At 54.1% G+C, this 19805-nt stretch carries 16 protein-coding genes; 10 read left to right on the top strand and 6 right to left on the bottom strand.

The window, feature by feature from the left end:
* Window positions 1-74 precede the first annotated feature (74 nt).
* The 4 genes from HPY30_08085 to HPY30_08070 form a co-directional block, all read right to left on the bottom strand.
* A complete protein-coding gene (locus tag HPY30_08085; protein ID QYZ65948.1) occupies window positions 75-1058 on the bottom strand; it encodes a WYL domain-containing protein in 984 nt (327 codons plus the stop codon).
* A gap of 39 nt (window positions 1059-1097) precedes the next feature.
* Complete coding sequence (gene rsfS, locus HPY30_08080) at window positions 1098-1454, bottom strand: ribosome silencing factor (GenBank protein QYZ65947.1); 357 nt, start codon at window positions 1452-1454, stop codon at window positions 1098-1100.
* Between the two features lie 133 nt (window positions 1455-1587).
* A complete protein-coding gene (gene nadD / locus HPY30_08075; protein ID QYZ65946.1) occupies window positions 1588-2217 on the bottom strand; it encodes a nicotinate-nucleotide adenylyltransferase in 630 nt (209 codons plus the stop codon).
* A 12-nt stretch (window positions 2218-2229) separates the two neighbouring features.
* Complete coding sequence (locus HPY30_08070) at window positions 2230-3498, bottom strand: glutamate-5-semialdehyde dehydrogenase (protein QYZ65945.1); 1269 nt, start codon at window positions 3496-3498, stop codon at window positions 2230-2232.
* A gap of 422 nt (window positions 3499-3920) precedes the next feature.
* Between HPY30_08070 and HPY30_08065 the strand changes: the two genes are divergently transcribed.
* Window positions 3921-5168 (top strand): IS701 family transposase, encoded by a 1248-nt coding sequence (locus HPY30_08065; protein QYZ65944.1) that lies wholly within the window; start codon window positions 3921-3923, stop codon window positions 5166-5168.
* A 47-nt stretch (window positions 5169-5215) separates the two neighbouring features.
* Here HPY30_08065 and HPY30_08060 read toward each other — a convergent pair whose 3' ends face one another.
* Entirely contained in the window at window positions 5216-6223 is a 1008-nt protein-coding gene (locus HPY30_08060) for a hypothetical protein (GenBank protein QYZ65943.1), read from the bottom strand.
* A gap of 400 nt (window positions 6224-6623) precedes the next feature.
* Here HPY30_08060 and HPY30_08055 point away from each other — a divergent pair, with 400 nt between their 5' ends.
* The 7 genes from HPY30_08055 to HPY30_08025 all read left to right on the top strand — a co-directional run bounded on the left by HPY30_08055 (window position 6624) and on the right by HPY30_08025 (window position 13345).
* Complete coding sequence (locus HPY30_08055) at window positions 6624-7211, top strand: cytochrome c oxidase subunit 3 family protein (GenBank protein QYZ65942.1); 588 nt, start codon at window positions 6624-6626, stop codon at window positions 7209-7211.
* A gap of 7 nt (window positions 7212-7218) precedes the next feature.
* Window positions 7219-7503, top strand: coding sequence for a cytochrome C oxidase subunit IV family protein (locus tag HPY30_08050; protein ID QYZ65941.1), 285 nt, complete (start codon window positions 7219-7221; stop codon window positions 7501-7503).
* Between the two features lie 6 nt (window positions 7504-7509).
* Entirely contained in the window at window positions 7510-8292 is a 783-nt protein-coding gene (locus HPY30_08045) for a CbbQ/NirQ/NorQ/GpvN family protein (GenBank protein ID QYZ65940.1), read from the top strand.
* Window positions 8293-8303: 11 nt separating this feature from the next.
* A complete protein-coding gene (locus tag HPY30_08040; protein ID QYZ65939.1) occupies window positions 8304-8684 on the top strand; it encodes a hypothetical protein in 381 nt (126 codons plus the stop codon).
* Window positions 8674-9639: a 4Fe-4S binding protein gene (locus HPY30_08035; GenBank protein ID QYZ65938.1), complete on the top strand. Its 966-nt coding sequence runs from the start codon at window positions 8674-8676 to the stop codon at window positions 9637-9639. Before HPY30_08040 ends, HPY30_08035 begins: the two co-directional genes overlap by 11 nt.
* Window positions 9640-11478, top strand: a complete 1839-nt coding sequence (locus HPY30_08030) for a VWA domain-containing protein (protein QYZ65937.1) — start codon at window positions 9640-9642, stop codon at window positions 11476-11478.
* Between the two features lie 109 nt (window positions 11479-11587).
* Entirely contained in the window at window positions 11588-13345 is a 1758-nt protein-coding gene (locus HPY30_08025; GenBank protein ID QYZ65936.1) for a hybrid sensor histidine kinase/response regulator, read from the top strand.
* Here HPY30_08025 and HPY30_08020 read toward each other — a convergent pair.
* Window positions 13313-13912, bottom strand: a complete 600-nt coding sequence (locus HPY30_08020) for a response regulator transcription factor (GenBank protein ID QYZ65935.1) — start codon at window positions 13910-13912, stop codon at window positions 13313-13315. The two genes, HPY30_08025 and HPY30_08020, sit on opposite strands and share 33 nt — an antisense overlap.
* Before the next feature lie 259 nt (window positions 13913-14171).
* Here HPY30_08020 and HPY30_08015 point away from each other — a divergent pair, with 259 nt between their 5' ends.
* Both HPY30_08015 and HPY30_08010 read left to right on the top strand, forming a co-directional pair.
* Window positions 14172-14792 carry a PEP-CTERM sorting domain-containing protein gene (locus tag HPY30_08015; GenBank protein ID QYZ65934.1) on the top strand — a complete coding sequence of 207 codons (621 nt, stop codon included), beginning with the start codon at window positions 14172-14174 and terminating at the stop codon, window positions 14790-14792.
* Window positions 14793-14889: 97 nt separating this feature from the next.
* Complete coding sequence (locus tag HPY30_08010; GenBank protein ID QYZ65933.1) at window positions 14890-19422, top strand: HYR domain-containing protein; 4533 nt, start codon at window positions 14890-14892, stop codon at window positions 19420-19422.
* Window positions 19423-19805 lie beyond the last annotated feature (383 nt).

Below are 19805 nucleotides of genomic sequence, written 5' to 3'. Positions count from 1 at the left end.
CAGAAGTAGGCCGGTTCAAGCATAGCGGAACCGGCAATCCCACGCGTTTTGCTGACCCTGGCACGCTCGATCTGCTACGCTTGATCGGGCCTGCAGTCGTAAATATTCGACATCGCCGCTATCCTGTCCGCTACCGATTTACGCAGTTCCGTGGGAGAAATTACCTCCACATCCGGTCCATACTTCAGAATATCCATGATCAGTTCCGCCGGATTGTGGTAGGGAATGCACAGCTGATAACGCCCATCCTCCAGCCAGCGGCTCTCCTGGCATGGGTGCCACTGCTCTTTTGCCACCCAGCGAGCCCGTTCGGCCGTGAAATGGAGCACGGCTGTGTTGTCGGATTGGCCGCTGAAGATGCCGTAAGCCGATTGATAGTGGTGATCAAGCTCGTCTTCGTTGATATCACGTGCTTTTTTCTCCAGCACAGCGCTCTCGATAATGGCGTCGAGGGCAAAGGTCCTCAGCCCCTTGCGCAGGTGGCACCAGGCATCCAGATACCAGTTGTCCCGATAGTGGGTGAGGCGTTGTGGGGAGACTTCCCGTACTGTGGACTGATCCAGTGAACGGCTGTAGTAGTCGAGTCGCAGTCGCTTTCTCAGGGCAATGGCAGTTGCCAGGTTGGAAAAATAATTTCCCGCAGATCTGGTGGCGGCTTGCAGGATGCGGATGCGCTTGGTTATCTGCTCCCCTCCGGCGTGTTGGCGGTTCAGCAGTTGCTCGATTTGGCGCCGAAAGGGTTGCAGGTGGCTCCCGAGCAGACCGGGTTGTACCTGTTCCAGCAACTGCTGCATGCTCAGCAGCGCATAGAGCTCCGAGGCATTGAACCAGAGTCCCGGCAGCTGATACATCTCCCCTTCGTCCTGCGCGTAACTATAGCCATTGAAGGTGCGGTCATAGATGATGGGGGCGTTGAGAAAGAGGCGCATCTCCTCGATAAGACGCTTGACCGTGGCGCGTGAGCACTCCAGTTCCTCCTCCAGCCGCCTGCGGGAAACCGGGTGGCGGGCCGCCTGTAGAATGCGGTTGAGTTCGAATATCCGGTCAAACCGGTCCATCGGTCGTTAGCATAATTTGTGGAATCTTCGGGCTTATTGTCAAGCCTCGTCAGCTTTGGAGTCGCTGGTGGGTTGATCCAGCGACCAGAGCCGTTCGAGGTGGTAGAAGTCCCGCACCTTGGGCAGCATGACGTGGACCACTACGCCATTGAGGTCGACCAGCGCCCACTCTCCATCTTCAAGCCCCTCTGAGCCCAGTGGGTTTTCGCCCGCCTGTTTGGCCTTGAAGGCGACGGTCTGTGCAATGGATTTTACGTGTCTGTCCGATGTGCCACTCGCCACTACCATGATGTCGGTAATGCTGGTTTTCCCCCTGACATCGAGTGTTACCACGTCTCTGGCCTTCATGTCTTCGAGGGTCTCAAGGACCAGATCTCTAAGCTCTTCTACCCGCATGTTGTTCCTGTAATTGATGGATTTTCGCCAATTGTAACCCAGTACCCCTACAATGTGATATTAACTCAAGTTTCGGAGCAATCACGGTGCGCATGGCACACCCTATCTAGATGAATTAAACGCCGTGCATCTCTCAACGATAGAGCTTTTCCTGTTCGATAATCTCCAATACGGCATCAGGGAGCAGGAAGCGGGGACTGTCTCCGTTGGCGACCATGGCCCGAATGTGAGTGGCTGAGATATCCAGCTGGGTAACGGTCTGGAAAAGGATGCGTCCCCCGGGTGTTGTGCGCAATTCGGCGGGGTCGGTAGCCTGTTGTGGCGCCAAAAACTGTTGCAGGAGCGGGTCGATTTTAGCCGGCTGTCCCGGCCGGGTCATGATGATGAGGTGGGCAAGCGTCGCAATGTCCAGCGGGCGATGCCAGGAGAGAAAGTCCTTAAATGCGTCGCTGCCCATGAGCAGACAGAGGGGTTCTTCTTCACCCAGCTCCTCACGCAGTGAGAGCAGCGTGTCGATGGTGTAGGAGGCGCTGTCGCGTCTCAGTTCTCGGTCATCGGTTTTGAATCCAGGGGTGCCGGAGATCGCGGCCTCGATCATCTGCAGACGCAGTTTGGCCGGGGTTTCCGGCTGGTCGCGATGTACCGCATGCCGTAGCGGGGTCAGGCGTATCTCATCCAGATTCAGGGCCAGCTTGACGTCCAGCGCAGTGCGCAGGTGGCCGAAGTGAATGGGATCGAAGGTGCCGCCGAGAATACCGATCATGGGTAAAAAAGCTTATCGGCGGATATGGCCATCGCCCAGCACGATATATTTGACCGAGGTAAGTCCTTCAAGCCCGACCGGCCCCCGTGCGTGAAACTTGTCGGTGGAGATGCCGATCTCGGCCCCGAGGCCGTATTCAAAACCGTCTGCAAAGCGGGTGGAAGCATTCACCATCACTGAGCTGGAGTCCACTTCGGCAAGAAAACGACGCGCCCGCGTGTAGTTTTCAGTGATGATGGAATCGGTGTGTTGGGAACTGTGGGTGTTGATATGGCCGATAGCTTCGTCCAGATCCTGCACCACTAGGATAGAGAGGATTGGTCCCAGATATTCGGTATCCCAGTCCTCGTCGGTGGCGTCAACCGCATTGTCGATGATCTCCAGGGTACGTGGACAGCCGCGCAACTCCACGCCCTTCTCCTGCAGCGGTGCGGCAAGCATCAGCAGTGCCTCTTCGGCGATCTCTTCAGCAACAAGCAGGGTTTCAAGGGTGTTGCAGGTACCGTAGCGCTGGGTCTTGGAATTCATGGTCACATCGAATGCCTTGCCGATGTCGGCGTGGTCGTCGATATAGACATGGCAGATGCCGTCGAGATGTTTGATCACCGGCACCCTGGCGTCATGGCTGATACGCTCGATGAGCCCCTTGCCGCCCCGGGGGATGATGACGTCGATCGACTCCGGCATGGTGATCATGCTGCCGACGGCTGCCCGGTCGGTGGTGGCCAAAACCTGTACCGCGTCGGCAGGCAGGCCTGCTTGCTCCAGGCCGCGCTGGATGCCGGCGGCAATGGCCTGGTTGGAGTGGAAGGCCTCTGAGCCGCCGCGCAGCACAGTGGCATTGCCGGACTTGAGGCAGAGGGCCGCCGCGTCTGCGGTCACATTGGGGCGGGATTCGTAGATGATGCCGACCACCCCGAGAGGCACCCGCATACGCCCGACCTGAATGCCGCTCGGGCGGTAGTTCATGTCGAAGATCTCACCGATGGGATCCGCCAGGCCGGCAATCTGCCGCAGCCCCTCGATCATGGAGTCGATACGCGCCGGGGTGAGCTCCAGGCGATCCAGCAGGGCGGCATCAAGCCCTTTGGCGGCGCCTGCCTCCAAGTCCTTTTTGTTCTCCGCCATCAAATAGTCGCGATTGATGTCGAGATCGTCGGCGATCGCATTCAGTGCGGCATTCTTTTCGCCGGTGGTCGCGGAAGCCAGACGACGGGAGGCGGTACGGGCCTTTGCGCCCAATCCGGCCATATATGCAGCGATATCGGTGATTTCAGTCATCAACTCATCTCTTTTTGAGGTAATCCAATCCTATCGGTATTGGTGCCGGGCCAAGCGACCCGTTGGTCTGGACAGGAGGAGATCCGGAAATTCTAACAGAAGTGGATAAAGTTTCCCCAAGTGCGCCAATTGTGACCCCACCCCCTGGAAAGGAGGGCGGGATTAGTTCTACTTTGTCAGATTAGATCTATAAGTAACTCACTGAATAATATAAAATATATGCTGTGAATTTCTTGGCAATCATCGTAAGGAAGAGCATCAAATGACAAGCACCAAGGTCATTTGAATTACCTGATACGCGCATAAGTAGAATCGATCGCATAGCGGAGCGATTCCAACGTTTCCAGTACCGCTTTGAATCCCATTTTCGAAGCAAGACGAGGTCGGTGTTTCAACCGGTCACACACTATCTCAAAGGCCTGATGCAAGCGCAGAGAAAGAACATGGAACGCATGGAAGAGGTGGTTGCAGGCGCAGATGATCAGCGTCTCCAGCATATGCTCACCGAGTCCCCGTGGGATCATCGTGCGGTGTTAGACCAAGTGGCGCTGGAAGCCGATCAATGGCTGGGTGGAACCGCGGATACCTGTCTGTTGCTCGATGAGAGTGGCCTTGCCAAGAAGGGTAAACATTCAGTGGGGGTTAAACGCCAATGGAATGGCCGCCAGGGCAAGGTGGATAACTGCCAGGTTGGTGTATTCGCAGCACTGGGTAAAGGGCACTTGTCCACGCTGATAGATGAACGTCTCTATCTACCCAAAGAGTGGGTATCGAACCCGGCTCGCTGTCGCAAGGCGGGTATCCCGGAAGTTGAACGGAAACATCAAAGCAAGTCAGAGTTGGCGCTGGAGATGGTGCGTCATCAGAGGACGCTTGGCCTGCGTTTTGCCTGGGTGGGTGCAGATGGGGGATACGGGAAGGATCCGGCTTTTCTGAGGGGTTTGGAGGCGATGGGTGAAACCTTTGTGGTGGACATCCACAAAGACCAACAGGTCTACCTGGAAGATCCACAGCCGTTCATACCGGAGAGCACGACAACGCGCGGTCGTCGTCGAAGTCGTCTGCAAGCCCAGGCAGCCCGTCTGCGCGTTGACCAGTGGCTCAATGAGCAACGGGACAGCGAGTGGCAGCAAGTGGTATTACGGGATAGCAGCAAGGGCAAACTGCGCGTCGAGATCCTGCATCATCGGGTTTGGCTTTGGGATGGAAAAGAAGCCCAGGCACATCAATGGCACCTGATTGTACGACGAGAGGTCAATTCACCGGAGACGATTAAATACACCTTGTCGAATGCACCGGAAGAAACGCCATCCCATTGTCTTGCAAAGATGCAGGCGCAGCGGTTCTGGGTTGAGCGTTCGTTCCAGGATGGTAAGAGTGAATCAGGTCTTGCTGATTATCAGGCCCGTAAATGGAAATCCTGGCATCACCATATGGCCTTGGTCATGATGGCGATGTTATTCATGCTCGAAGAGCGAATTGTGCAAAAAGATGATCACCCCTTACTCAGTTGTTCAGACATCGAATCGCTATTGCGTGCCTTCCTGCCACGGCGAGATATTGAACGCGATGAAATACTACGGCAAATGACGAAACGGCATCGTAAACGACAAGCGGCTATCGACTCCCAATATCGAAAACAGACGCTGGAACAGTCGGTTGCCGGGTGATGGAATCTGACAAAGTAGAATTAGCTGCCTTATTGGAAACTTCGCTGTTACTCAGACAGCAGTTTCTCGATAACGGCATTGGTTGCAGCGATTAGAAGATCGGCATCCGTGTCGGTGATTTTTTTGCCGCGCTGGGCCTCGATGGCGCTGATCAACGCATAGAGTCTGTTGACGGCTGAGACGTCATTGTCTGTGTTCATGTCATCCAGGGCCGCGATCGCGGAATCCAGTTTTGCGTCCAGGCTGCTGGTAAGACCTTCCTGGATATTGAGCGTCACAATCGCTTCGATCACATCGATGAGCATATTTGCAGGCGGAACGTCTGTGTGGAGGCTCTTTACATCCTCTTCTGATATTGCCTGGTCATAGATGCGAATGTCATCGATATTTCCACTCCAGAATCTCCGTTGATAGCCATCCGTCGAAAGGCTGTATCCAAACAACAGGCTGGTATTATTGTAGACGGTCTTTACATCATCAGCGGATTCAGACAATTCGCCGTCGACCCAGAGTTCACCATGACTGCCATCTTTAGTGATGACAACGTGATGCCATGAGTTATCTCTGAAATCCTTCGTGGAATCGATAAGGTACGTGCCGTCTGTGCCTACGGGGCCATAGCCTTCATGGGTCTTGAATCTGATCTCCCCATCTTGTCTTGTTGGGTTTATAGGCCCAAGACTCAAGTAAAAGTCGTGATAAGGAGTCGTTTTATCGATGATTTTCTGGCCATAGCTGTTACTCCAGTCTCCACCGCCGTCATTCAGGAACCAGAGACTGACCGAGTAGCTATACCAGGAGGGGAAATTCAAGTTCATCCCAATCTCGATATAGTCACCATCGCCATCGAAATAGTAGGCTCTGCCCGCATCGCCGAACCGGTCGAACGTCAATGCGGTATCTCCGTGAATCGTCCCGTCATAACCATGCATGGTTGTATCGTTTGCATTGCCGTTGAAGGGGTAATCTGCCACCAGATTAGCGGATATCCCCGCATTCGCCATGCCGGAAATCAGCAGTGCTGTAGCCAGTGCTGTAAATTTGGAGATCCTCATTGTTAACTCCTTGTCTCCGCATAGCGCGTGGATTGCACGAACTATCTTCGAGACATAGCTAATGAGTCAACGAGGGACAGTAGTTTGTTCGCCCGGGGTGCGTAAGGAGTTTTGGATAACCGGGAGGCTATCCAGCGCCCCCAGACAGCTCCGCTTCGATCTCACCCTACTCTCTCTCCCCTGACGTAACGTCGCTCTGCTCAAGCGTCTCCTGCGTGGGAGGTTTGCAATGAGCCGAATGGCATTCGCCTAATTAAATTATAGTCTGTGGATGCGCTTTTCGTAAAAGTCCTAGTGTTTTAGTGGGAATTAACTTTTATCAAAGCAGAGCAATACAGGCTCTGGTACATTGCTTCCCGTTTGATGATTGGAAAGTGTTAATTCATTAAGGAATACGCAGATGACAGCAGCAGTTGCAGTCGCAGAAAAACAGAATCGATACCCGCCCGGTGATCTGGTGATCTGGATCTTTATCCTCGCGGAGCTGCTGGTTTTCGCCGCTTTCTTTTCCGCCTATGCCTTTACGCGAATGAACAATGTTGAACTCTTCAATGAGTTTCAACAAAACCTGGACAGGCAGGCCGCGCTGATCAATACATTTGCACTGATCACCAGTTCCTATTTTGTGGTGCGTGCCGTCAGCGCAATCAGAGAAGGGAACAGCCAGCACTGCGTTCGCTGGCTGCTTGCCGCCCTGGTAATGGGCGTGGTGTTTCTGCTGGTAAAAGGGGGTGAGTATTCGCACCACTTCGGTGAGGGAATCAACCTCAGCACCAATACCTTCTACATGTTCTATATCTCCCTGACCTTTTTTCATTTTATGCATGTGATCATGGGCATGGTGATTCTGGCCGCTGTGGCGGTCAAGGCCCACAAAGGTGGCTACTCCGCCGAGGAGCACACGGGGGTGGAGACCGGCGCCTCATACTGGCATATGGTGGATCTGCTCTGGTTGATCCTCTTTCCCCTGGTTTATGTGATGCGGTGATGGCACGATGAGCAGACAAAAAAAATATGGTATTCGCCCCTGCACCTGGGTCTATCTTTTCCTCATGTTTTTCAGTTTCGTCACCTTTCTGATCGGTCAGGCAGGTCTGGGCGGACTGGAAGTGGCGTTGGCGGTGCTGTTTCTTGCCTTGATCAAAGGACAGCTGGTGGGACACTACTTCATGGGATTGGGATCAGTGCGGGGGTTTTGGCACTGGCCTGTCTTTATCTGGCTGTTTATTCCAGGTATTTTGATCGGTACGGCTTTTTACCTCTCTTACTCAACAGGTTGAACCACATTGACTGAGCTGCCATTTTACAAACCCCAGGGCAACGAGATAGCGCTTTTCGAACACGCCTACAAACACCAACTGCCGATGCTGATCAAAGGCCCGACAGGATGTGGAAAGACCCGTTTCATCAACTACATGGCGGCTAAACTGGGACGACCTGTCTATACAGTGGCCTGTCACGACGATCTTACGGCAGCAGATCTGGTAGGCCGTCACCTGATCGGTGACAGTGGCACCTTCTGGAGTGACGGACCCCTGACCCGGGCGGTGCGCGAAGGGGCGATATGTTATCTGGACGAGGTGGTAGAAGCGCGCAAGGACACCACGGTGGTGTTGCACCCGCTCACCGATGATCGGCGGATTCTGCCCATCGAGCGGACGGGTGAGACCCTGCATGCGCCGGCAGAGTTCATGTTGGTGGTCTCCTATAATCCCGGTTATCAGAACCTGCTGAAAGGCATGAAGCCGAGTACCCGGCAGCGCTTCCTGGCGGCCAGTTTCGATTTTCCGGAAGCTGAACTGGAACAGGAAGTTTTGATCGGAGAAACAGGGGCAGATGAGACGTTGGCAAAGCGCCTGGTCACCCTGGCCAATGCGCTAAGGTCACTCAAGGATCACGACCTTGAAGAGGCGGCCTCCACCCGTCTGCTGGTCTATACTGCGACCCTGATTCTGGGTGGATATAACCCGGTTGAGGCTTGTCGTGCTGCATTGGTCGAGCCCCTGACCGACGATGAAGAGACGGCAGCAGCACTGATGGAAGTTGTCGACATTACTTTTGGAATATAGGAACCGTCCAAATGAGTGACGAGAATCAGGGTAAGCCACTGGCAATCATCAGCGAAGGGCTCTATCTGCTGAATCTGCTCTTTCCCCTTTTGCCGATGATTGGGCTGGCCTGGATCAGATATCGCCATCGCAACAGTGAATTCGATCTTGTGCGGAACCACCTGCCCCAGGCTTTTATCGGAGCCTGCATCAGCAGCAGTATCTTCATTGCTGCCAATCTGTTGATCCTTGCTCTTGGTGGTTATGGCTCTATCGCCGCGCTGATTACCTTTGAGGTTTATTTTATTGCGGTCGTACCCTTGTTTCTGATTCCGGGTTTGATGGCGTTGATCAAAGCGATGTCAGGGCAGCAGTGCCGATATCCGCTGATCGGTAGTAAATATGCGCGTTGAGCGCCAGCGTCTGCGTTTCTGGTTTCAGGCGGGTTTCTTTATCCTGTTTGTGCTTGCGCCGCCGCTTGATCTGTTTCGCTTTGATCTGAACCTGAATAACTTCTTTTTTCTCGGCATGCACTGGACCCTTGGGCTGGATGCGCTGATTGCAGGAGAGATCAGTGGTATTGAAGCCGCTTTCAATATCCTGATCCGTGGGTTTGTTCCGCTGTTGCTGATCGGTGGTGGACTGATCTGGGTCGCCCGCTATTATGGTCGTCTCTACTGCGGCTGGCTCTGTCCGCACTTTTCCGTAGTCGAGGTCATCAATCGCCTGATGTTTCGTGCCAGCGGCAAACAGTCTATCTGGGAGAAGAGTCCGCAACCGGAGCAACAGCCGGATGGGGCAATCATCAAACCCGAGAAAAAATTCTGGCCGCTGACCTGGCTTGCGGCACTCGGTTTTGCCTTCCTCTGGGCGGTGGTGTTTCTGACATACCTGTTGCCACCGGCAGAAATCTATCACAATCTTTGGCACGGCTCTCTGACGTCTAACCAAGCACGATTTATTGGCGTTGGTACCCTTCTGCTGTTTGTCGAGTTCATGTTCGCGCGCCATCTGTTCTGTCGCTTTGGTTGTGCCGTCGGACTTTTTCAGAGTCTTGCCTGGATGGCCAACAATCGCGGCATGGTGGTGGGGTTTGACAGGAATCGCGCGCGCCTCTGCAGCGACTGTAACAATGCTTGTGACAACATCTGTCCGATGCGCCTGAAACCGCGCACCATCAAACGACGCATGTTTACCTGCACCGAGTGTGCTCAGTGCATCTCTGCCTGCGAGCAGGTTCAGGCGCCGCAGCGTCAGAAAACCCTGCTGCATTGGGTAGAGGATGAAGCGGCTATCCAGGTCGCGACGGGTCGCCCGGCAACTTCAGAAGCCGGTTCATCTGATAACGACCTGCAGGAAGTCTCATAAGTGGAAGAGAAAGTCGGTGAACTCTGGCATCGCTTGATTACCCGGATGGCACAGACCCGTCATCCAGAAGCAGCAGTGACGCTGAAAGAGGTCCATACCACCGTCGGTATTCTCTTTCGTGCCCTTGGGGGTGATGGTGGTCTGCAGGTCGAGGCGGCCCACGCCAGTGAGCACGGTGCGCGACGTAGTCTGCTGCACCGTATCGCTGGTGACAGCAAACGCGTGGAGCTCGCATGGCGGGATGAAAACTCCCTGCACCTGCCGGCGGTTATTGATTATTTTTCATCGACCAGTCTCAATCGTGATCTTTACATCTGGCTGGCGGCCCTGGCCGTGGGTGAGCATCAGGAGGAGGAGCCTTGGTTCAGTAAAAACCAGCGGCTGACGATTGAAGCCCTGTCTCGTTATCCTGGCTTGCGTACACGCTATCTGCGGTTGGTCGAGGCGCATCTGGAACAGCGGATTCATCCCGACAAGCGGCTCGTTGCGGAAACCGCGCAAGAGGTCGCAATCCGTCAGGCGCTGATCAAGCCCGGCAGTGTGGAGAGACTCCCGCAGGCGAAACGTCCTCCGCAGCCTGTCCCGCTCTGGTTGCACCCTTTCCCCCCAATTCCTGCGGCAGATATCGCCAAAGATGACAGTGAGCCAGGTAGTGCCGGTCGGGGCGAGATCAAGGATATGGAAGAGGAGGAGCGGCGTCAGGGTGAGCGGGCTAAAAAGCCTGAAGGAAAGGATCGTGGCCTGATCACCATTCGCATGGAGACCATCTTTACCTGGGGTGATTTCCTCAATCTGGACCGAAGTTCTGAAGAGAACGATGATCTGGAGAGTGCGGCAGATGCGGCAAAGGATATGGATGTAATGAGCGTCAGTCGTGACGCCAAGGCTTCCACCAGTAAACTGCGTTTCGATCTCGATCTTCCCGCTGCGTCTGAAGACGACCTGATATTAAATGAAGGGGTTCTGCTGCCTGAGTGGGACTATAAAAAAGGCCAGCTGTTGCCCGACCTCTGTCGCGTGCTTCCCATGGTTGCGGCAAATGCAGAGCCGATGGCGTTGCCGGACAATCTGCGAAGAACAGCGAGGAAACTGCGTGCCCAGTTTCAACAGCTCGCACCGGCACGCATCTGGTTTCGAAATCAGCAGGAGGGCAGCGAGATCGACCTGGATGCCTACCTGCGTTTCTCCACCGACCGGGAGATTGGACAGGCATCCACCAGCGACGGGCTATATAGGAGTCTGCGCGTCGGTTCCCGCGATCTTTCTTGTCTGCTGCTGGCGGATCTTTCTCTCTCTACAGACACTTGGGTAAATAACCATGCCCGTGTGATCGATGTCATTCGCGACAGTCTGTTCCTATTCGCAGAAAGCCTTGCCGCCACGGGAGATCGTTTTGCGATGTACGGATTCTCATCCCGCAAGCGTGATCCTATCCGTTTCCACCAGTTGAAGACCTTTGATGAAAACTACAGCGCCAATGTGCGTGGTCGAATCAATGCCATCAAGCCGGGTTACTATACTCGGCTTGGTGCGGCGATTCGTCAGAGCACAAAGCTTCTTGAAACACAGTCTTCGGAACGGCGGCTGTTATTGATTCTTACAGACGGAAAACCCAATGACCTGGATAAATATGAGGGTCGGTTTGGCGCTGAAGATACCCGCATGGCAGTATTGGAAGCGCGTAAAGCAGGTTTGCATCCCTTCTGTATCACCATCGACAAACAGGCGGGAGATTATCTTCCCCACCTCTTCGGTCAGGGAAATTTTGTGTTGATCCGGCAACCCTCGGACCTGCCGAAAGAGCTGCCACTGCTATACGTTCGCTTGACCTCCAATTGACTTATTCCACAAGAATGATGGCGGGGTTGGTCTGCTTGGCAGATAGGCTGCGCTTGAGGTTTTGGTATAGACTGACAGCCTCTCTTTAGCGTGCATATGGGAAGGAGATATGTCGGATCACCCGGACTCCAGAATGCTTCAGGCCCTGACGGGGCATATTCTTAGGCACAGACGAACATCCTATATTGCGATCACTGCCGCCCAGGTACTTATGCTGATCGGGCTTTGGTCAGCCTATTCGCATTTTATTCTGCTAATCTGGTTCTTCTCTATGCAGGCAGTGGCGCTGCCTCATTTCATCATTTCCCAAAGACACGCAGGCAGAGAACTCACACCAGGACAGATAGGATATATCAAGGTCGTTTTCATTGTTTACACACTCATTAGCAGTACGTTATGGGGGTCGCTTACCTGGCTGCTGACCGGCACTTGGGATATCCACGCCTTCATTGTCCTCATGCCGATGCTGGGTATCTTTGCAGGCGCCATTAATCTGGCCGCAATCTTACCCATCTACTTTTGTTTGGTGATCCCGATTCTAGTACAGTCGCTGGCTGTATTACTGTTCACCGAAGCGGCGAATCCTCTGCTGGCAGGATTATTTGCGATCTACTATGCAGGAATGATCAAGTTTGCCATCGAGCTGCACAAAATGCTGGTGCACACTTACAGTTTGCAGTTTGAACTTGAGTCGGCCAATAGCGAACTTGTTATTCAGAAACAGACTGCGGAAAAGGCAAACATCGATAAATCCAGGTTTCTTGCCGCCGCCAGCCACGATCTGCGCCAGCCACTCTATGCGATGGAGCTGTTTCTTGGTGGACTGGCGCAGGACAGGGGGAGGGATAACCGGGTCTATCTGCTTTCTCGTTTGAGGAATGCACTGGACAGCATGCAGGAGATGTTTTCGTCCCTGCTCGATATGTCACGCTTTGACGCAGGTGTGATCAGTCCGTTGAAGATAAACATATTTGCTAACCAGTTATTGCAGTCCCTTAAATATAAATTCGATGACGAGTGTATCAGGAAAGGCATTCGGTTAATCGTTCGCCCAAGTAACCACTGGATCCACAGTGATCCGATTTTAATCCAGAGGGTACTTGAAAACTATATTTCCAATGCTGTGAAATACACGGATTCCGGTGGGGTTCTGGTGGCTTGCAGGAGGCATGGGGAAGGTTTTCGATTCGAGGTATGGGATACAGGAAAAGGGATTAGGCAAGAGGAGGTGAATTCGATTTTTGACGCCTTTCATCAATTGGATAATCCGGAGCGGGATAGAAGAAAAGGAGTTGGTCTGGGGCTGTCCATTGTCGACCAGATTGCCAGCCTGCTGGAAACGCCGGTTTGTATGCGTTCACGCTACGGAAAAGGTTCCGTATTTTGCATTGATGTACCGAAGGGAGAAGCCGAACAGGAGCTATTGGCAGAACCGGATGACTATATGCCGGTTGATGATGGTGTTTTTGTGGATCTTGTGGTTTGGGTCGTGGATGACGATGTTGATATTCTGGAGGGACTTCAGTTTCAACTAGAGACTTGGGGTTGCATCACTCGAACCTTCGAGTCCCTCAAGCATGTTCAGACCGTGCTGGCAGAGCAAGATGATCCCCTCGATCTGTTGATTTGTGATTTAAGGCTGCGTGACCACATAAGCGGTATCGAGGTGATTGAGATCGTCCAGCAACACAGTAAAACAGCAGTCCCCGCGATTCTCATCACCGGTGATACCGGCCAGCGGGAGTTGCAGAAGATCAGTAAGGCCGGCGTTCCCCTGCTTCACAAACCGGTTACTGCAGAGAAGCTGCGACTGACAATGGCCAACTTGTTGAAATCAGTCAAAGATATTTCTGCTGTCGGCGATTAGTTGTGTGCGGTTTTTGGCGCCGACTTTTTCCAGTACTGTACTCACATGCATTTTTACCGTACTTAGGCTGATGTACAGTTCATCGGCAATCTCCTGATTTGTTTTCCCTTTAATAAGCTGCGCATAAACATCCTGTTGCCGTCGTGTCAGTTTGGAAGTCCTGGAGGGGGTGCTGTTGACGTCCATCAGCGCTTCCTGCGGCACATAGGGTGTTCCACCGAGGACCAGGTCGATGGCTCTCCTCATAGACTCAAAGCTGTGGGTCTTGGGGATATAGCCTGAAATACCGCATGCCAACGCGGTTTGGATGATATCTTTCTCACAATGCATGGAAACAATGATCAGGGGCGTGTCAGGATGCCGTTCACGTACTGTTTCAAGGCCTTGAAAGTCGACCATGCCCGGCATCTTGAGATCCATGAGAATCAGCCCGGCGTCAGGGTGATCCTGAAGCAGGTCGAGCATCTCAGGCAAGCTGGATGCTTCATAACAGACGGCGTCCGGTTCCAGCATGCTGCGCAAACCCTCCCGAAACAGGGAGTGATCATCAGCCAGGATAATCTTCATATTTTTCGCTCAGTTAGGAACGTCCCCAAGTCGAACTTATAGCACAAAAACCGTCCAAAGTACGTACTAAAGTCTGTATTGATTAGTACCTGCGACCAATACCTTTCAACTTATTCACTTTGTAAAATTGTGTGTAATTCCTTATCAGCCATGTATAGCAATTTAAGTCTATACGGTGAATTGGGATTAATAAATTTAAGCGTTTCCTAAAAGGTCTTTTTCTTTGATGGCGCGCGAACAATAACAAAGGGGAAAAGAGATGAATAAAAAAATCGTCTTTACACTGTCAATGGTCGCTCTGTTGTTCACTGCGTTCACGACACAGGCATCGCTTATCCGCGATGATTCGAATGGCTGGACGACAGATTCAGATACAGGACTTCAGTGGCTGCACCTGGATGAAACCGTGGGCCTCTCATGGGGTGAGGTGGAGAGCGGTGTCGGTGGCTGGTGGGGAGATAGTTGGCGCTATGCGAGCAACGATCAGATCACCGGGTTATGGGATCACGCCGATGTGACTTACCACGTATTGAACCAGTTGCACGGGCTTAACGTGGATGGCATGGAATGGTTTTTCGATAATGTCATGGATCTTACCTCAAGCGGGGCCAGCCGCTATGTACGTGGTGTTTCTGCCGACCAAGTGGTCGGTGATCCTACGCGAAGATACACCCCCTATGTCTACCACGCCATTATGAATGGCACAGGATCGTTCTACCTGACGGAAAGTGGCAGGCAGTTCAATTCAACAGATACAGCGCCTGACATGGGGCACTGGCTGGTGCGGTCAGCGAATGTCCCGGAGCCGTCAACCCTGGCGTTATTTATCCTGGGGGGACTGCTGTTTGCAGCTAGTGGCAGACGCAGTCGGCGGGGATAAACCGTCATCTGTTTATTAAGAGAGATGAAAAGCCTGCGCTTCACCTGACCATGAAAGGCAGGCTGAAAAATAAAGAACAAAAAAGAGAGATGTGAAGATGAAAAGCCAGATCCTTGGGCGCAATGGCGCCAAATTTGAACTGTCTAGCCTGCTCTTGCGGCTGATCTCATTCCGGGCAGCGAAAATACTGCCTGTCTGGCTCTTGCTAATTGCCTTTCTCTTTCCTGCTTACGTTTCGGCAGCCATCATCAGCACGGTGGCAGGGAATGGTGAAGGTGATGCGTCCTTTACTGATGTCTACAACGGTGCGCTGGCGACAGCGGTTGCCGCGAGGCAAGTGCAGGGACTCGTGACCGATGCCGATGGCAATCTCTATTACAATGCCAACACCCATGTGGTGAAGCGCGACGCCACAACCGGGTTGCTGACCCTCATTGCCGGCAACGGAACCTTCGGTTTTTCTGGTGATGGCGGACCGGCAACCAGTGCGGCATTGCAGGGTTTTGGTGTCTCAGGATTGGGCTTCGACCATACCGGCAATCTTCTTATCGCTGACTCCTTCAATCACCGTGTTCGTGTGATCGATGGCCTTGGAACAATACTGACACTATGGGGTGATCCCTCCGTCAGTGGCTTTGTTACCGATATGGAGTATGATGGAGGGGGCACCCTCTTCACCGTGGACAACACGAACAGCCAGATCTGGATTACTCCGCCAGGTGGTCCTACCTTCATCTTTGCCGGACTCTCCCCGGCCTCTCCCGGTTTCTCAGGTGATGGCGGGGATGCCACCCAGGCGCAATTGAATTCTCCTTCGGGGCTGGCGCTTGATGCGGCAGGAAATGTGTATGTTTCTGATACCAGAAACCATGTTATCCGGCGCATCGACCGCATCACCCGTGTTATTACCACCTTTGCCGGAACGCCAGGAGTCGCCGGTTACGCAGGAGATAGTCTTCCTGCAACCGGGGCGCAATTGAGTCAGCCTCGTGGCATCGACTTCGACAGCGCAGGCAATCTGTTTATAGCTGATAATGGGAACGGTCGCGTGCGCCGGGTTGATGCGGTCACCGGCATCATCGCCACAGTGGCGGGGAGTGGCGCTAAGGATCAGTATGGGAGATTCATCTCCTCCGGTGATGGCGGCGAAGCCACCAGCGCAGGCCTACGGACAGCGACCAACGTGGCGCTGGATGCCGACGATAATCTATTCATCTCCGATTACCACCGGGTGCGCAAGGTGGCCTATGCGGACACCACGCCTCCGGTCGGCACGGTATCGATCAATAATGGGGCCGATTTCAGCACCTCGAGTGTGGCGCTTGCGCTGACCTGCGATGACGGTGCGGGTTCCGGTTGCGCCAAGGTTCAGATCTCTAAGGACGGTGGCGCCTTTGGTCCGCTGCTACCCTTCGAAGATTCCATCCCTGCCCTTTTTAGCTCGGTGGAAGGTTTACACACCGTGACTGTGCGCTTCGAAGATGCTGATCGCAACCATAGCGATGCGTCCGACACCATCACTGTTGATCTCACCGATCCCGCCTTGCCGACTGTGACTGCACCTGTGAGTGGCGCAGTTTTCGACGTCAACAGCTTCACTGTGGCCGGTACTGCCGAGCCGTTCGTGACGGTGTTGATCAAGAAGGATAACAGCGCTGGTGCGTTGCTGGCGACTACCACGGCCGACGCCAGTGGCGACTGGAGCGCGGAGGTCGGGCCGTTTGCCGATGGCGGCATCGTGATTGAGGTGATCACTGTTGATCGGGCGGGCAATACTTTTAGCGTGGGCACGCGGGTGGGCACGCGGGTCGATACCACACCGCCAGAGGTACCGGTGATCACTTCGCCGGTCGATGGAACCACTACCACCGATGCTGCGCTGACCCTGCGCGGCACCTATTCGCGTACCGGTGAGATCGGGACAGTGATAAACATTACTTTGCGTGACGGCGACACGGTGGTGGGTTCCTCGACCTTCGGATCGCTCAACTGGTCATTCGCGCTCGATTCGTTGAGTGTTGGTACCCACCGATTTTCAGTCACTGCAACCGATGATGCCGGCAATGTCAGTGCCGCTTCGGATGTCGTGAACGTCACTATCGAGGGTCCTGATATCACGCAGCCAGTGGTGACTCCACCGGCCGATCTGTTGGCGCCCACTCTGAATGCCTATGGTTCCTTCCACAACCAGGCAGATATTGCTGCCTTCCTGGCCGGCGCCACAGCAGTAGACAACCTTGACGGCAACCTGCCGGTTACTCACGACATGCCCTCACAGATCCCGATGGGTGTCACCACCGTGACTTTCAGTGCTACCGATGCGGCAGGCAACACGGGCACCGCCACAGCGACCATCACCCTCACAGATCAAACGGCGCCCGTATTTATCACACCACCCATGGATCAGGCTGTGGCTGCCTCCGATGCCTCGGGCGTTTCGATCGGTGGTGTGATTGGCTATTTCAACAATGTATTCGCCAGCGACAATGTAGACAGCGGGAAGACCATTCTGAACGGCAGCATCACCCACGACGCCCCCAGTCACTTCCCGCTCGGCGTAACCACCATTACCTTTACCGCCACCGACGCGGCGGGCAACAGCACCACGGCTACGGCGGACGTCACTGTCACCTTTACCGATGTGACTCCCCCCCAGCTTGTGAATATGCATACCACACCGGTCACGGCGGAAGCCACCAGTGCCAGCGGCCGCCTCCTGACTGCCACCCTGAATCTCAGTTACATCTACGCGTGGGATGAAACCGACGGTCGGCTTCCCGTTACCCATGACGCACCGGCGATGCTGCCCATCGGCACGACGATTATTACCTTCAGTGCCACCGACGCCGGAGGCAACACCGTCACCGCAACCCGTAGCGTCACGATCACCCCAATGGGTGCCGACACCACCCCGCCGGTGGTGACTCCGCCCCAGTCGATCATCCTCGCCGCAGTAAATTCCAGTGGTACGCCACGAGCCAACGCCAGCGCCTTTTTGGACGCGGCATCCGCCATGGATGACGTGGACGGCGCGCTCGCGGTAAGCCACGACGCCCCCGACCCCCTGCCCCTGGGTATCACCACCGTTACCTTCAGTGCCACCGATAGCACAGGGAATACAGGAACAGCGACCGCAGTCGTAACGGTGACTGATCAGGCTGCGCCAGTGGTAACCCCCCCGGCAGCAGCAACTTTTGAAGCCTCTGATGCCAGCGGTACATCGGCTGCCAATGTCGCAGCCTTCCTCAATGGTGCGACTGCGGCGGACAATCTGGGTGGTGTTGTGGTGACCAACGATGCCCCTGACCCGTTGCCGCTGGGTGCTACCACCGTGACCTTCAGTGCCACGGATGCAGTGGGGAACACAGGCACTGCGTCTGCTGTGATCACAGTAAGCGATCGGACGCCGCCGGTGATCAATTCTCCTGCTTCCCTCACGCTTGACGCCGCCAATGCTGCAGGCGCGCCGGTGACGGATGCATCTGCCTTTCTGAATAGTGCAACAGCGATGGATAGCGTGAGCGGCGTCCGAGTGGTAACGCATAATGCACCAGATCCCTTGCCACTGGGTGACACCACAGTGACATTCACTGCTAGAGATGCTGCGGGTAACACAGGCACTGCTGCGGCTACGGTGACCGTCACAGACACTACCAAACCGGTGATTTCTGCCGACGTGGGTCTGGTTCTGCTTGGTAATGCAGCGCTGGGCGGTCTGAATGCAACTGCGGCGGAGATCCAAAATCTCCTTAATGGTGCAACTGCACAAGACAATGTGGATGGCGCTGTAGGTGTTACCGATAATGCACCTGCGCTCTTCCTGTTTGGCAGCACCACTTTTACCTTCACCGCAGTGGATGTAGCAGGAAATGCGACCAACCGCACAGCGACAGTCACAGTCAACGATCCTGATGCAACAGGCAATGATGCGCCAGCTGCATCCGGTACTGGGCTGACAGTCGGTCAGTCGAATGATATCGGACTCGATCCCAATGCAACCACAACGGATACTGACGGTGACGGCGTGGACGATAATCAGGAGGTCGGTGACCCGGCCAGTCCGTCTGATCAGGATGGCGACGGCGTGTTGGATGTTTTCGAAAGCGGGAACTCTGCCAGTGATGCCTCTCATGTAAATGGTCTGGCCGCAGAGACCGGTACTGTCGATCTTCAGAGCACAGGCCAGAATCTAAGCCAGGTATCGAGTAGCGCAACCGGCGAAGGTGCCCCAAGTGGTGTCGCCTTTCCGTTTGGCGTGATCAGTTATGAGACGACGGTTCCGTCGGCAGGTGCCAGCCAGACAGTGCGTCTTACCTTTAGCGAGCCGCTGCCTGATGATTTGGTGCTTTATAAAGTGGATCTGGGAGGGAATTATATAGAGATTCCCGCAGCTCAGTGGAATCAGGTTGATGCGAACAGTATAGATCTGACACTCTCTGATGGTGGTCCTTTTGATCTGGATGGTATTGCCGATGGGAAGATAGTAGACCCATTGGCACCAGGCAGTGCTCCGAAGAGTGCTGTAACCAGCAGCGGGGGTGGTGGTAGTGCTTCGCCATGGCTCATCCTGCTCTTTCTGCTGGCAATGGTGCGCCGTGTCAGAGGTTTTGGAATCCCTGCCAGACGCTAATGTAAACGCTTTACAACGCTGGCCAAATTGTAGGGGCCTGTATTACAGGCCCCTATGTCGGTTACCTTTCCCCTGAAATTCCCATACTTGTACATTGCATTCTGAATGTGCTGCCAATTAGCTACGCCCGCTTGCCTGACGTGCGCACAAGTGAAAAAGAAGCTTTATGAAACTTGAATAGATAAGCAGCTGAGTGAAGAGAATTCAGTAATTACACAGGTCAATTTCGATGATCGGCTGAGAATTTATTGAATGCAATTAGAGATGAAGTGCTTTAGTTGCATAAAAGAGATCATTTACAGTAGAGAGATTTAGCGCAATTAGTATAGAAATTGCGGTGTTGCCTAAAGTAATCGTTACTGATATCTGAAAGTGGAATGCAT

It is taken from the genome of Gammaproteobacteria bacterium (ex Lamellibrachia satsuma), assembly GCA_019623805.1.
Taxonomy (GTDB): Bacteria; Pseudomonadota; Gammaproteobacteria; order Chromatiales; family Chromatiaceae; genus QGON01.
This window is presented reverse-complemented; position numbering and strand designations above follow the sequence as displayed.

Excerpts from the sequence above, each read along its gene's own strand:
- HPY30_08060 (QYZ65943.1), bottom strand. The coding sequence starts at position 6,223 with ATGAGGATCTCCAAATTTACAGCACTGGCTACAGCACTGCTGATTTCC.
- HPY30_08040 (QYZ65939.1), top strand. The coding sequence starts at position 8,304 with ATGAGTGACGAGAATCAGGGTAAGCCACTGGCAATCATCAGCGAAGGG.
- rsfS (QYZ65947.1), bottom strand. The coding sequence starts at position 1,454 with ATGCGGGTAGAAGAGCTTAGAGATCTGGTCCTTGAGACCCTCGAAGAC.
- HPY30_08050 (QYZ65941.1), top strand. The coding sequence starts at position 7,219 with ATGAGCAGACAAAAAAAATATGGTATTCGCCCCTGCACCTGGGTCTAT.
- HPY30_08035 (QYZ65938.1), top strand. The coding sequence starts at position 8,674 with ATGCGCGTTGAGCGCCAGCGTCTGCGTTTCTGGTTTCAGGCGGGTTTC.
- nadD (QYZ65946.1), bottom strand. The coding sequence starts at position 2,217 with ATGATCGGTATTCTCGGCGGCACCTTCGATCCCATTCACTTCGGCCAC.
- HPY30_08010 (QYZ65933.1), top strand. The coding sequence starts at position 14,890 with ATGAAAAGCCAGATCCTTGGGCGCAATGGCGCCAAATTTGAACTGTCT.
- HPY30_08055 (QYZ65942.1), top strand. The coding sequence starts at position 6,624 with ATGACAGCAGCAGTTGCAGTCGCAGAAAAACAGAATCGATACCCGCCC.
- HPY30_08020 (QYZ65935.1), bottom strand. The coding sequence starts at position 13,912 with ATGAAGATTATCCTGGCTGATGATCACTCCCTGTTTCGGGAGGGTTTG.
- HPY30_08025 (QYZ65936.1), top strand. The coding sequence starts at position 11,588 with ATGTCGGATCACCCGGACTCCAGAATGCTTCAGGCCCTGACGGGGCAT.
- HPY30_08065 (QYZ65944.1), top strand. The coding sequence starts at position 3,921 with ATGCAAGCGCAGAGAAAGAACATGGAACGCATGGAAGAGGTGGTTGCA.
- HPY30_08085 (QYZ65948.1), bottom strand. The coding sequence starts at position 1,058 with ATGGACCGGTTTGACCGGATATTCGAACTCAACCGCATTCTACAGGCG.
- HPY30_08015 (QYZ65934.1), top strand. The coding sequence starts at position 14,172 with ATGAATAAAAAAATCGTCTTTACACTGTCAATGGTCGCTCTGTTGTTC.
- HPY30_08070 (QYZ65945.1), bottom strand. The coding sequence starts at position 3,498 with ATGACTGAAATCACCGATATCGCTGCATATATGGCCGGATTGGGCGCA.